The sequence below is a fragment of the Kitasatospora xanthocidica genome, from assembly GCF_014656195.1.
Lineage (GTDB): Bacteria > Actinomycetota > Actinomycetes > Streptomycetales > Streptomycetaceae > Kitasatospora > Kitasatospora xanthocidica.
In genome coordinates, this window is sequence record NZ_BNBY01000020.1 from 44,669 (window position 1) to 58,273 (window position 13,605).

Genomic DNA, 13,605 nt, shown 5'->3' on the forward strand with positions numbered 1-13,605 from the left:
GTCAGCCGCCCAGGAGACGGCGCAGGACCGGGGCGAGGTGGTCGGCCTGGGGGCCTGGGAGGGCGGCGGCTTCGGCCGGGGAGCCGACCAGGGCGATCCGGTCGAGCTCCGGCTCGGTGCCGAGTGAGCGGTGGGCGGCGTACAGCTCGGCGTGGCGTGCGGTCAGTTCGACGGCGGGTCGGGACGGGGCGAGGTGGAGCACGCCGACGTTGCCGTGGTCGCCGCGGACGAGGAGCCAGCGGGTCAGCTCGTCCGGGGAGGTGAACACGCCGGTCTCCTCGTTGAGTTCCCGGGCGGCGTGCCGGCGGAGGGCGCACGGGTCGAGGGGGTCGCCGGGCGGGGGCGGTTCGGCGCAGCCGCCCGGCAGGCACCAACGGCCGGGCCGGGTGGCCGAGTCGGGCGAGCGGCCGACCAGGATCCGTCCGTCGTCGGCCGGTTGGACGACGGCGACGTACAGGGAGCTCACCCGGGTGGTGGCGCCCGGGACGAGGCGCAGGGCGAAGAGGCGGTAGCCGACGGGCGCCCAGTGCAGGACGAGGATGTCGGGACCGTCCGGGGTGAGGCCGGTGCAGGCGACGGCCGGGCCGTCGAAGAGGCCGGGGTCGGCCCGGACGGCCTGCGCCCAGACGCGGTCCAGTGCGGCCCGCTCGCTCGCGGGCAGGGACGGTGCGGGGGTCTCGACCAGGCGGATACCGGCGGGTTCGAGGAGCTCGACGCCGACGGGCGCGGCCGGACGGGCCGCGACCGGCATGTCTTCGGTCATCCCGCCATGGTGGCAGGGCCCCGGGATCGGTCGCAGTCGATCGGAACTGTCATGATCGGACGACAAGCTCACGAATCAGTGGGAACGGAAGGCCAGTTGGCGCGCGAATCGCCGGATCGCGGGCGGATCGACCGGCCGGACGGGCGACGTCGATCAGGGTACCGCTCCGGGTACACACCTCGCTGCGCGCACCCGGAGCGGGGACGCCCGAAGGTCAGAGGCCGACCTGGATCTCGGCGCGGTGCCGGATGTACTCGTCGGGGTGCGAGCGGGCTATCCCGACCGCCGCCTCGACCAGGCCGTGCAGCTCCGCCGGGTAGGCGCGCGGCACGAGCGGGAGGCCGGGGAGGATGCACCGGCGGACGTCCAGGTCAGCGTTGGCGACGAACTCCCGCAGCGCGGTCTCGTACCAGGCGTTCCGGACGCTCGCCCCCTCGTCGGCGGGGGCGCCGTTGCGGCCGTCCCCGACCGTCAGCGCCGTCCAGTACCAGGCCCGCGCGGCACCGGCCCGTTCCGGGTTGGCGCCGGTCCGCAGGTAGCCGAGCAGGGCGAGGCGGACCGGGCGCTGCCCGAAGGCGAGCAGGGCGGGCTCGACGAAGCGCCGGTTGAAGCTCGGGTTGGGGTCGTGGACCGCCGCCTCCACCAGGGCCTCGAAGTACTCGTCGGGCAGCTCGGCCCTTCCGGCGACCGCCTTGTGGACCTCCCAACGAGCCGCGCTCTGGTAGTCGGGGCCGGGGGCGACCTCGACCCCGATCAGACGGAGCAGACGCGCGAGCCGAAGGTCGAACGCCTGCGATTCGTCCGCCGTACGCCCGGGCAACGGCTGGAGAATCCGCACCTCGCCGGCCGTGTCCTTGGTTTCCACGAACATCCTCCTCATTCTGAGTCACCGGAAGACTACTCGCTGAAACAACAGTTCGGAGGCGGTTTTCGGTCACGCCGAGGACGTGATCCGTTTCCACTTAGAGCGCCCGGCAGTAGGCGTCACTTCAGGCGTTTGGTGGTGGGGCGGCCGTCCCAGCGGTAGCGGGGGGTCGCACGGCGGATGAGCATACGCAGCGTGACGATCGCAGCGGCCAGGTAGAGGTAGAAGTCCACAACGCGGTTGCGCTTCTCGGTGCAGCGCCGCAGCTTGCCGAAGCCGTTCATCCACGCGTGGGTCCGCTCCACCACCCACCTCTTTCCGGCCTGGATCGGGGCAGGGACGCCCTTGCGGGCGGTCTCGCCGATGAAGCCCGACTCCCCGAGCATGCGACGCGTCTTGTCGCTGTCGTAGCCACGGTCCAGGTTCACGGTCGCCCGGTCTGGAAGCCCGCCGACCTGGTCGTCGGCGGCCTTGAGGGTGGGCGCGAGCAGCGGGGAGTCGTGGCGGTTGGCCCCGGCCGAAACGATGCCGAGCACGACGCCGGTGGCTTCGGTGGCCACCGAGCGTTTTAGGGCCTGTTTGCCCCGGTCCACCGGGGAACTCCCGGCGGCCTCGCCACTGCACGGGGCCTTGGTGATGCGGCCGTCCACGGACAGGTCGTCGAGTTCCAGGCCGACCATGCGGTCGTACGCCCGGAGGGCGAGCGCGTGGACCTGTTCGGCTATGCCGAGCTGAGCCCAGTACTTGACGCGGCGTCTGATCGTGCGGTCCGAGCAGCTTGGGCCCGCGATGCGCTCGTATCCGGAGCCGTGCACCAAGGCGGCGATGACGTGATCGAAGACGACCCGGTCGGAGATGCGCGGGTTGTGGCAGCCGAGCGGGTGGGTATGGACGTGCTCGGGCAGCAGCGCCGCGAACTGGGCCCACAGCGGTTCGAGCAGGCATGACGGCAGGACAGACATGAGCCCCTCGGTGATCACTGAGTGTACCCGGCGGGAGCGTGGCGGAGCGTCGCAGGAGGGCCTGTCAACGGATCGGGTCGGTCAGGACGTGCGGTCGAGTTCGCCGGAATGCGGGTCTGCCGTGAGGCCGATCGCGTGGCGGGCCTGGGTGAGGGTGGTGGTCCAGTCGCCGGTGAAGCGAAGGCCCCGGTCGTCGATGTACAGCGCCGCGCCGAGTTTCTTGTTGGTGACGAGCAGGCACCGGCCGAGCCAGTAGGCCCTTTCGGGATCGTTGTCGACGATGGCTTCCAGCCCGCAGTGGTGGGTGAGCCAGGCGGCGACGGCAGGGTGGAAGCGGGGGTGGCGGGCGGTAACGACGAACACCGAGCGGACGGCGGCGAGTGCGTGCAGAGATGCGATGGCTCCGGGGATCGGGGCGCCGTAGATCCGGCCGTCCTGCCAGCCCTTGTCATGGGCGACCAGTGTTTGGTCGAAGTCGATGCCCACGGCGTGCGAAGCGGGGGAAGCGGGGTCGAGCGGGACGATGCTCACGCGAGTGGGTTTCCTTCTCGTGCTTCGGTCGGGGGGTCACGGGGCCGGACGGCCCAGGAGCTGACCGACGACAGTGTCCAGGTCGAGGTGTTCGTGCTCGGTCCCGGGTAGGACGAGGTCGTCGGTCTGTCGCAGGAAGTACTCGATGTCGGACGCCTGGGCGCGCATCAGGGCCGTCGAGTGCTCGCCGGTGAGGGTGATCAGGACGTGGCCGGGCCGCTCGCGGCTGTCGGTACGGATGGTTACATCGCCGTGGCCGGCGGGCTCGCGAAGGCCGGTGCGCAGGAGGTCGCGGGCGAAGAACCAGGTGATCGGTTCACTGTGGCCGGTGTAGATGTCCAGATGGACGGCGTACGGCTCGCCGACGTCGTACCACAGGAAGCCCGGGACGAGGACGGTGAGATCGCTGCCGACCACCTCCAGCGGGACCGGCACGATGCACGACACGCTCACGGACCGCTGGGCCGGCACACGGGTGGGGTCCTGGTGGGTCACGGCCGTCGCCCGAGCGCCGTGACGGTGTACCGGTGCCCGGCGTCCCCCACACGCGCTTTCGCGTGGGCGACGAGACTGTGCCGGGAAGCAGGTTGCGTCCTGCCGTCGGCGGCGAGTACGCCGTGGGAGGTGCCCCGCAGGCCCCGGTCACCGCCGAGGAGCGGGGCCTGCCGGTGCTCCCCGATGGCGGGCTCCCGCTCTACGGACCTTGGGGCGGCTGTCGGGTGCGCCGCGCCCGGCAGCAGGGTCAGGCACGCCCCGGCGAGGACCGTCGCGTTGAGCCCACAGCTCTGCCCGGCGGGGTGGCTCATCGGCAGGGCGCTGACGAGGGTGACGCCCGGTGCCAGGTCGAGCAGCTCGATCGCCGCGGTGAAGGCGTCCGCACGCATCGCGCCGTGGGTCAGCTTGGTGGGCATCGAGGAGCCGCTCGCGCCCGCAGGATGGTGCACGACGGCGATGTCCTCGTCTGCCTTTTGGGCGATGTTGAAGTGCTGGGGCCAGAAAGCGAGTTGGTCCAGGATGTCCGGCCCGGTGGGAACCCACACGGGGCTGGCGTCTGGCGTCGGCCGGTCCGTGGGGTCGTGCGAGGCGAAGACCAGCCGTACTCCGGACTCGCGAAGGCGACGGCGGACCGTGCGGAAGCCGAGTACCGGGTCGACCGTGACGACCACCGCGCCGATCCGCAGGACACCGTAGTAGAGCACCGGGAAGGCCGCGACGGCGGGCAGCACGAGTCCCACCCGTTCGCCGGGCCGCACGCCGTGGGCGAGCAGCCCGCCGGCGACCCGCGCGCTGAGTTCGTCCAGGTCGGCGTAGGTCAGCACGTCCGCGTCGGCGCGGATCGCCGGACGCTGCGGGTACTGCCCGGCTGCGTCCTTGAGGTTGGTCGCGAGGTTGCTCAATTGGTTCTCCTGGCACACAGACATCGACGCGAGACTGGGGTCGCGCACCTGCGCACGCGGGCCCCCGTACCTGAGGAGGACCGCTTGTCTCGATGTGGACGATCCTCACGCGTCGCAACCGTCAGAGCCCATGTGGACACCGACAGTGTTCCCCCGTCGGTCGCTGTCGCCCGCGACAACCAGGCCGCACGACCAGCGGCATGACCCTCAGTCAACCGGGAGCCGAGACCTTCCCTGAAGCGTGACGCCCCGGCGAAGACGTCGCACAGCGGCCGGATCGTGCGCCAGACTCACTCCCCACGGACCGCCCAAGGGGAGGCCCGCCCCGCGTAAAGAGGCCAGTACCGGATCAGCGAAAACAGGAGTAGGCGTGCACCAGGCAGTCCCAGGGCCGAGCGTGGCCGACATCTCGGATGCCTTCCTCGCCAGGCTCGACACGCACGTGTCGGCCATGGCCGAACGGCTCCTGGCCGAGATCGAGCACTACCGGACCGTGCCGCCGGAAGACCTGCGCAGGTCGCTACGGCACAACACCGCCTTCACCCTCGCCTACCTCACCGGCTCCCACGAAGCGATCGACCTCTCCGGGCCGACGGCGACCGGCCGACTCCGGGCCACCCAGGAAGTGCCGCTGCCCGAGGTGCTGCGCGCCTACCGACTCGGCTTCATCTACACCTGGGAACAACTGCTCGCCGAGGCCCTGCGGTCCGGCCCGCAGGCCCAGGCCGCGCTCCTGCACGCCGCCACCGGCTACTGGGAGGTGTCGGACGCGTACTCCCAGGCCCTGACCGCCTCCTACCGGGACGCCCTCGCCGAGCGCCTGGTCGAGACAGACCGGCGCCGCTCGGCCCTGGTAGCAGCACTCGTCGACGGGCCCCCACCGGGCGACGAGACCGTCTGGGAGATCGCCCACATGCTCGACTTCCCCTATCGCGGAACCTTCCTCGTCGTGACAGCCGAGACCCAGGCGACCGGCACCCCACCCCTGCCCGGACTGGACGCCAAGTGCCGGGCCCTCGACACCGGAACAGCATGGCGCGCACAACCCGGCCACGAGATGGGCGTGCTCTCCTGCCCCAACCGGGACGCCGTCCCGCACATCCTCGAAGCCGTCCGGGCCACCACAAACGGGCGGGTGGGAGTCAGCCCCGCCTACGACCGACTCGACCAGACACCCCGCGCACTGCGCTACGCCCAGGTCGCGCTCGAATCCCTGCCCGCGGGCACCGCGGCGGTGCGCCGGCTCGACGACACACCGCTGACCGAGATGGTGATGACCAACCTGGAGACGACCCGACGCGCCGTCAACCGCATCCTCGGCGGAGTACTGTCCCTGCCCGAGAGCGACCGCACCACCCTCCTCACCACCGCCCGCGCCTGGCTCGACGCCCACGGATCGGCGGCCGAAGCGAGCCGCACGCTCTACTGCCACCAGAACACCGTGCGCTACCGCATGCACCGCCTGGAGGAGTACCTGCGCGGCCCGCTCGACGACCCCAAAGTCATCGCCGAACTCGCCATCGCCGTCGACGCCGTCGGCACCTTTCCGACGCTCCTGGACCGCAACCGCGTGTCAGAGCCGGTCTCCAGCGCCACATCGTGATCCGTGGGGTCCGTGCGATCTTCAGCTCTGTCGCGAATCGAATACAGGGCAGAGCCGTTGCCCGGACACACCCATGCCCGGGCCGCGAGGACCGTCTGCCACGACGCCCTGAACACCCGCAGGCACTGCCGCCAGTTGCAGCCCGTGCTCGCCGCTCTGCGGCCGGACCGGTGCCTCCCTGACCGCTGCGATCGTCACGCTGCGTATGCTCATCCGCCGTGCGTCCCCCTGCTACCGCTCGGACGGCCGCCCACCGCCAAGCGCCTGACGTGCCGCCTACTGCCGGGCGCTCTAGGGAAATCTGACGAACACTCGGCCGAAAGACGCCGCGCGGGGTGGAAGCAGTGGTGGAAGCGGAGATGGAAACGGGGTGCGAGCGGCCGGCCCGCCTGGTCAGGACGGGCGGCCGGGCGGGACCAGGCCGGACTGGTAGGCGATCGCGACGAGTTGGGCGCGGTCCCGGGCGTCGAGCTTGGACATCGCCCGGTGCACATGGGTGCGGACGGTGAAGGGGCTGACGAACATCCGCTCGGCGATCTCCTCGTTGGTGAGTCCGGTCGCGGCCATCGACATCACCTCGCGCTCGCGGGCCGTGAGGACGGCCAGCCGCTCGCTCACCGGGCCGGTGACGCCCCGGTCCGGCTGGGACAGGAACTGGTCGATCACCGCCCGGGTGGCGGCGGGCGAGAGCAGGGCCTCGCCGGCCGCCACCGTCCGGACGGCAGCGAGCAGCTCCTTGGGGTCGGCGCCCTTGCCGAGGAAGCCGCCGGCGCCCGCCCGCAGCGCCTGGGCCACGTACTCGTCGATCTCGAAGGTGGTGAGGATCAGCACCCGGGTGCCGGACAGCTCCTCGTCGCCGCAGATCTCGGCGGTGGCGCCGAGGCCGTCCGCACCCGGCATCCGGATGTCCATCAGGACGATGTCGGGCTTGGTGGCCCGGGCGAGTGCCACGGCCTCGCGCCCGTCGGCGGCCTCGCCGACCACCTCCATGTCCTCCTCCGCGTCGATCAGCATGCGGAAGGCGCCGCGCAGCAGGGCCTGGTCGTCGGCGAGCAGCACCCGGATGGTCATGCGTGATCCCTCTCCTCGGAGCGGACGGCCCGGACCGCGCGGGGGAAGCAGTGCGGTGCGGCGGTGCCGCGAACGGCGTGATCCCGTCCCTCGGCCCTCGTTTCGGCGGCCCCGGCCCCACCGACGGCCCCTGCCCCGCCGGCCGTCCCGGCCTGGGCCGGGCCCTCGTCGCGGGCGCCGGTGCGCAGGGGCAGCTCGGCGGTCACCAGGAAGCCGCCGTCGGTCCGCCGGTCGGCACTGAGCCGGCCGCCGACCGCACCGGCCCGTTCCCGCATGCCGATCAGCCCGAAGCCGCTCTCCCCCGGGGCGGGCTCGGGCAGCAGCGCGGCGCGGGGGCGAGCGGTCGCGGCCGGACGGCCGTTGGCGACGCTGACGGCCACCCGGCTCTCGGTGTAGGCGAGGGTGACCTCGGCGTCGGCGCCGTGGGCGTGCTTGGCGACGTTCGTCAGCGACTCCTGGACGATCCGGAAGGCGGTGAGGTCGACCCCGGGCGACAGCGGACGGGGCTCGCCCCGGACGGTGAGCCTGACCGGCAGCCCGGCCCGCTCGAAGGAACCGATCAGCTCGGGCAGCCGGTCAAGGCCCGGGGCGGGTTCGAGCGGGGCGGGCTCCTCCGCGCGGCGCAGCAGGCCGACGGTGGCGCGCAGCTCCTGCAGGGCCGAGCCGGTGGCGTCGGTGATGTGACTGAGCACCTCGCGGGCCTGGACGGGGTGGTTGTCCATGAGGTGGACGGCGATGCCGGCTTGGGCGTTGGCGAGGGCGATGTGGTGGGCGACCACGTCGTGCAGGTCGCGGGCGATCCGGATCCGCTCGTCGGCGACCCGGCGGCGCGCCTCCTCCTCGCGGGTGCGTTCGGCGCGCTCGGCGCGCTCCTCGATGGCCGCGAGGTGGGCGCGGCGGTTGCGGATCGAGTCGCCGAGTGCGCCCGGCAGCAGGGCCCAGGCGAGGACGCCGAGCCGTTCGCCGAGCGGGCCGCCGGGGCCGAACAGCAGGGCGATGCCGGTGAGCAGGACGGCGGTGGTGATCGAGGCGCGCAGCGCGGTGGCGCGGTCGGTGCGGACGGCGAGGAAGTAGAGGGCGAGCAGCAGCGGGGTGGCCAGGGTGGCGGTGAGCCGGGGGCTGGTCCAGGCGAGCAGCATCGTGCAGGCCAGCGTGACGGCGACCACCGCGCGCGGGTGGCGGCGGTGCGCGAGGACGGTGACGGCGGAGACCATCGCGATCACGCCGGTGGCCGGGTCGACCGGGGTGAGGTGGCCACCGGTCTGGTCGATGGTGGCGCCGAGGGCGGTGATCGTGAGCACCGTCGCCCCGCCGGCGACGTCGAGCAGCCGGGGGTGGTCGCGGCGCAGGCGCTGGCGCCAGGTGTCGGTCATGGTCGTGCTCTCCGGGTCGGGGGCCCTGGCCGCACCCTCGCCGGGCTTCGCCAGTGGGTGCCGCGCCGCGTCCCGGTGGGGGCGGCGGGCCGGGTCGGGAGCCTCCGCGCAGGCGGTGGCCCCCGACAGCAACGGTAACGGTAGGGGCTCGAACCGGTGTCCGAACCTGCCGGTGCCGGACCGGCCCGGGCCTGTCCCGCCCGGGCCGGTCCGGTGTGCCTGCACGAGCCGGTCCGGTGTGTCCGTACGACTGCTCCGTACGACTGGTCCGTACGACTGCTCCGTACGACCAGTTCGTACGACGGCGGCCTAGACGGTGACCGACTCCCGGGCCGGGGCCGGTTCGGCGGCGGGCGTCTGCAGCTTGCTGCCCTCGACGTCCACGTCCGGTATCAGCCGGTCGAGCCGGCGCGGCAGCCACCAGGCGTGGCGGCCGAGCAGGGCGAGGACCGCCGGGACGATGGTCATCCGGACGACGAAGGCGTCGAAGGCGACGGCCGCCGCGAGGCCCAGGCCCATCATCTTGATCATCGGCTCGCCCATCCCGATGAAGCCCGCGAAGACGGCGATCATGATGAAGGCGGCGGCGGTGACCACCCGGGCGTTGTGCCGGAAGCCGGTGACGATCGCCTCCTCGGGCTGCTCGCCGTGGACGAAGGCCTCCCGGATCCGGGTGACCAGGAACACCTCGTAGTCCATGGCGAGCCCGAAGACCACGCCGATCATGAAGATCGGCATCATGCTCATCACCGGACCGGTCTGCTCCACGCCGATCAGGTCGGCCAGCCAGCCCCACTGGAAGACCGCGACGACGGCGCCGAGCGCGGCGGCCACCGAGAGCAGGAAGCCGAGCGCCGCCTTCAGCGGGACGAGCACGGAGCGGAAGACCACCAGCAGCAGCAGGACGGCGAGGCCGACCACCACGGCCAGGTAGGGCAGCAGCGCGTCCGTGAGCTTCTGCGACACGTCGATGTTCATCGCCGTGGTGCCGCTGACCAGGACCGTCGCCCCGGTGGCCGACTTCAGACCGGCCGCGTCGCCCCGGATGGTGTGCACGATGTCCTTGGTCTCGGACTCGCTCGGGCCGGTCGCCGGTACCGCGTTGAGCAGGGCCGTGTCGCCCGCCTTGTTGAACATCGGCGGCGTCACGGTGACCACGCCCGACATGCCGGCGACCTTCTTGGCGACCGCGTCCGCCGCCGCCTTCGGGTCGGCGACGCCCTTGGCGTCCACCAGGACCGTCAGCGGGCCGTTGAAGCCGGGGCCGAAGCCCTCGGAGAGCAGGTCGTAGGCGCGGCGCTGGGTGGTGGAGGTGGGCTTGGCCTCGTCGCCCGGCAGGCCGAGCCGCAGGTCGAGCGCGGGCGCTGCGAGCACGCCGAGGCCGATCACACCGCCGAGCAGCACCGCGAGCGGGCGGCGCAGCACGAACCGGGCCCAGCGGGCGCCGCCGTTCTCCTTCGCCGCCGCCCGGTCCGCGTCGCCGCGGGCCTTGCGGACCTTGCGCGGCAGCACCTTGCGGCCGAGGAAGCCGAGCAGCGCGGGGACCAGGGTGAGCGCGACCAGCACGGCTATGACGACCGTGCCGGCGGCGGCCAGGCCCATCTTGGCCAGCATCGGGATGCCGACCACGGAGAGCCCGGCTAGGGCGATCACCACGGTGAGGCCGGCGAACACCACGGCGGAACCGGCGGTGCCCACGGCCCGGCCGGCCGCCTCCTGCGGTGTCCGCCCCTCGCTGAGCTCGGCCCGGTAGCGGGAGACGATGAACACCGCGTAGTCGATGCCGACGGCGAGGCCGAGCATCATGGCGAGCGTGCCGGTGGTGCCGGACAGGCCCAGCGTGCTGCCCAGCGCGGTGATCAGCGCCATGCCGAGGCCGACGCCGACGACCGCCGTGAGCAGCGGCAGGCCGGCCGCGACCAGCGAGCCGAAGGTGATGACCAGGACGACGGCGGACAGCGCCATGCCGATCGCCTCGCTGCTGCCGCCGGCCTCGGGCTTGGCCATCAGCGCGTTGCCGCCGACCTCGACCTTGAGCCCGGCGTCCCGGCCGTGCCGGGCGGCCTGCTCCAGGGCGTCGGTGGCGCCCTTGGACAGCTCGCCCGCCTTGGCGGAGTAGCTCACCGTCGCGTAGGCGGTGGTGCCGTCCTTGGAGACGGCGCCCGCCTTGAACGGGTTGACCGCGCCGGTGACCTGGTCGGCGTGGGCCAGCTCCTCGACCGTCCGCTCGACCGCCTGCTGGTTGGGCGCGGCGGTGATCTTCTGCCCGGAGGGCGCGACGAACACCAGCCGGGCCGCGGCGCCGTCGGCGTGACCGCCGGGGAAGCGCTCGTTCATCAGGTCGAAGGCCTTCTGCGCCTCCGTGCCGGGCATCGAGAAGCCGTCGTCGGGTGCGGCGGGCGCCTTGGCCGCCAGGACTCCGACGGCCGCCAGCACGGCGACCCAGAGCAAGGTCACCAGCCGGCGCCGGACGAAGGCCCATCGGCCCAGACGGTAGAGGAACGTGGCCACGGGAGAGCGGACTCCTTCGGATGCGGTTCTCGGTACGGGGCGCGCCGCGGCCGGGCCGTACACCCCCGAGGGCGCGGTCCGCCGCAGCGTGACCAATCCTTGATCGCCGCCCCCTGCTCCGTCGTCATCTCTGTGCAGGCCGTTTGCGTACTGCGGACGCAGTACGGCCATCCCCCGTACGGAGGAGCGCACGCCCCGCATCGGAAGTAGCCCTCCTACCTGCGGCGGAAGCAGCCGGGTCACCCGTGCGGACGGCGACGACGGGCCGTGACCCCGCCGGGCGAAGTAGCGTGATGTGCCTGACCCGACCGCTTTTCGTACGGTTCGGGAGGATCCGACCTGATCGGTGCTGCACGCGCAGCCCGCCGCCGGAGGTGCCCCATGGGCGTTCCAGCCGCCCGCATCGTGTTCGACGAGAGCGACCGCGCGGCCGTCGCCGAGGCGGTGACCGAGATGCTCACCACCGGCGCCCTCACCCTCGGCCCGTGGACCGAGCGCTTCGAGCAGGCCTTCGCGGCCGAGCACGGCGCCTCGCACGCCGTCGCGGTGAGCAGCGGCACGGCCGCGCTGGAGATGATCCTGCGCACCGTCGACGTCCGCGGCCGCGACGTCGTCGTGCCCGCCGTCACCTTCTACGCGACCGCCGGCGCCGTGGTCCACGCGGGCGGGCGCCCGGTGTTCGCCGACGTCGACCCGGCCACCCTCGCGCTCTCCCCCGAGACCCTGGAGGCGGCCCTCACCCCGGACACCGCCGCCGTCGTCCTGGTGCACATCGGCGGACTGGTCACCCCGCGCGTCGACGACCTGCGGGCGCTCTGCGACGAGCGGGGCATCCCCCTGGTCGAGGACGCCGCGCACGCCCACGGCAGCAGCCTCAACGGACGCGCCGCCGGCACCTTCGGACTCGCCGGGGCCTTCTCCTTCTACCCGACCAAGGTCACCACCAGCGGCGAGGGCGGCATGGTCCTGACCGAGTCACCGGAGCTGCGCGACGAGGCCCGGATCTACCGCGACCAGGGCAAGGGCTCCTTCACCACCAACCACCACGTGCTGCTCGGCTACTCCTGGCGGATGAGCGAGCTGCACGCCGCCGTCGGCGCGGTGCACCTGCGCCGGCTCAAGGAGTTCATCGAGACCCGCCGGGCCGTCGCCCGCCGCTACGACGCGGCGCTCGCCGGACTGGACGGCCTGGAGCCGGTGCTCGAACCGCCCGGCTGCCGCGGCAACTACTACAAGTACGTGGCGCTGCTGCCGCCCGGGACCGACCGCGCCGCCTTCAAGCGGGCCGTCGCCGAGGAGCACGGCGTCCGGCTCTCCGGCGAGGTCTACGACCTGCCGCTGCACCTGCAGCCCGTGCTCGCCGAGTACCGCCGCGGACCGCTGCCGGTGGCCGAGGACGTCTGCGCCCGGCAGGTCTGCCTGCCGGTGCACTCCGACATGACGGAGGACGAGACGGAACAGGTCGTCGAGGCGGTCACGGCGGTGTACCGGCGGCTGGCCGGCTGACCCTCCGCCCGGCCCGAACCGAGCGAAAACGATCCGACCTGACCGAGAACGACCGACCGGAGCGAAGGGAGCAAGAACGTGCGGATAGCCGTCACCGGGGGCTGCGGGTTCATCGGCTCACACGTCGTGGACCACCTGATCGCGGCCGGCCACGACGTCCTCGCGGTGGACACCACCGACAAGTACCTCAACCCCGACGCCGAACACGCGCGGATCGACATCCTCGACCTGAAGGCCCTCACCTCCGCCCTCGCGGGCAGCGAGGTCGTCTACCACCTCGCCGCGATGGCCGACGTCGAACAGGTCTCCGCCGACCCCGTCAGCGCCGTGCGGACCAACATCGACGGCACCGAGGCCGTGCTGGAGGCCGCCCGGCGCAGCGGCCTCAGCCGGACCGTCCTGGCCAGCACCGTCTGGGTCTACGGCGCCGCCCTCGCCGGTGAACAACTCGGCGGCGAGGAACAGGAACTGGACGAGCACGTGCCGATCGAGCTGGAGCACAGCGGCCACCTCTACGTGGCCACCAAGCTCGCCGCCGAGATGCTGGTGCACAGCTACCGCGAGCTGTACGGGCAGCACTTCACCATCCTGCGCTACGGCATCCCGTACGGGCCCCGGATGCGCGACGAACTCGTCGTCGCCCGGTTCGTCCAGGCCGCGCTGGCCGGACGGCCCATCACCATCGCCGGCGACGGGCGGCAGAGCCGCAACTTCGTCTACGTCGAGGACCTCGCCGACGCCCACGTCCGGGCCCTCTCCCCCGCCGCCGAGGACCAGACCTTCGCCCTGGAGGGCTCCACCGCCGTCTCGGTGCGCGACATCGCCGACACCGTCGACGAGCTGCTCGGGCCCGTCGACATCGAGCACATCGACGGCCGCAAGGCCGACTACCCGGGGCGGCGGATCTCCTCCGCCCAGGCCAAACGGCTGCTCGGCTGGTCGCCGAAGACCCACTTCGCGGACGGCGTGCGGCGGTACGCCGACTGGTACCGGGACGCCACCGCCGCGTCCACCGCCGGCTGA

Annotated in this window: 12 protein-coding genes; 3 read left to right on the top strand and 9 right to left on the bottom strand. The window is 72.7% G+C overall.

The window, feature by feature from the left end; all coding sequences use genetic code 11:
• Position 1: 1 nt before the first annotated feature.
• The 6 genes from IE332_RS28405 to IE332_RS28430 form a co-directional block, all read right to left on the bottom strand.
• Positions 2–763, bottom strand: a complete 762-nt coding sequence (locus tag IE332_RS28405; protein ID WP_229928984.1) for an NUDIX domain-containing protein — start codon at positions 761–763, stop codon at positions 2–4.
• Between the two features lie 214 nt (positions 764–977).
• Positions 978–1,628, bottom strand: coding sequence for a hypothetical protein (locus IE332_RS28410; RefSeq protein WP_229928985.1), 651 nt, complete (start codon positions 1,626–1,628; stop codon positions 978–980).
• 119 nt (positions 1,629–1,747) lie between these two features.
• A complete protein-coding gene (locus IE332_RS28415; protein WP_189921796.1) occupies positions 1,748–2,590 on the bottom strand; it encodes an IS5 family transposase in 843 nt (280 codons plus the stop codon).
• 81 nt (positions 2,591–2,671) lie between these two features.
• Positions 2,672–3,121: an HAD family hydrolase gene (locus tag IE332_RS28420; RefSeq protein ID WP_189921798.1), complete on the bottom strand. Its 450-nt coding sequence runs from the start codon at positions 3,119–3,121 to the stop codon at positions 2,672–2,674.
• Between the two features lie 36 nt (positions 3,122–3,157).
• On the bottom strand, positions 3,158–3,556 hold the full coding sequence (locus tag IE332_RS28425; protein WP_189921800.1) for an SsgA family sporulation/cell division regulator: 399 nt from the start codon (positions 3,554–3,556) through the stop codon (positions 3,158–3,160).
• Between the two features lie 56 nt (positions 3,557–3,612).
• Complete coding sequence (locus tag IE332_RS28430; RefSeq protein WP_189921802.1) at positions 3,613–4,518, bottom strand: AMP-binding protein; 906 nt, start codon at positions 4,516–4,518, stop codon at positions 3,613–3,615.
• Between the two features lie 370 nt (positions 4,519–4,888).
• On the opposite strand from IE332_RS28430, the gene IE332_RS28435 reads away from it, so the two are divergent.
• A complete protein-coding gene (locus IE332_RS28435; protein ID WP_229928986.1) occupies positions 4,889–6,121 on the top strand; it encodes a PucR family transcriptional regulator in 1,233 nt (410 codons plus the stop codon).
• 393 nt (positions 6,122–6,514) lie between these two features.
• Here IE332_RS28435 and IE332_RS28440 read toward each other — a convergent pair whose 3' ends face one another.
• The 3 genes from IE332_RS28440 to IE332_RS28450 form a co-directional block, all read right to left on the bottom strand.
• Positions 6,515–7,192 carry a response regulator transcription factor gene (locus IE332_RS28440; protein ID WP_189921804.1) on the bottom strand — a complete coding sequence of 226 codons (678 nt, stop codon included), beginning with the start codon at positions 7,190–7,192 and terminating at the stop codon, positions 6,515–6,517.
• Complete coding sequence (locus IE332_RS28445) at positions 7,189–8,565, bottom strand: sensor histidine kinase (protein ID WP_189921806.1); 1,377 nt, start codon at positions 8,563–8,565, stop codon at positions 7,189–7,191. Before IE332_RS28445 ends, IE332_RS28440 begins: the two co-directional genes overlap by 4 nt.
• A 309-nt stretch (positions 8,566–8,874) precedes the next feature.
• Positions 8,875–11,076, bottom strand: coding sequence for an MMPL family transporter (locus IE332_RS28450; RefSeq protein WP_189921808.1), 2,202 nt, complete (start codon positions 11,074–11,076; stop codon positions 8,875–8,877).
• A gap of 381 nt (positions 11,077–11,457) precedes the next feature.
• On the opposite strand from IE332_RS28450, the gene IE332_RS28455 reads away from it, so the two are divergent.
• Together IE332_RS28455 and IE332_RS28460 are read left to right on the top strand one after the other, a co-directional pair.
• Entirely contained in the window at positions 11,458–12,582 is a 1,125-nt protein-coding gene (locus tag IE332_RS28455) for a DegT/DnrJ/EryC1/StrS family aminotransferase (protein WP_189921810.1), read from the top strand.
• A 78-nt stretch (positions 12,583–12,660) separates the two neighbouring features.
• Complete coding sequence (locus IE332_RS28460; protein ID WP_189921812.1) at positions 12,661–13,605, top strand: NAD-dependent epimerase/dehydratase family protein; 945 nt, start codon at positions 12,661–12,663, stop codon at positions 13,603–13,605.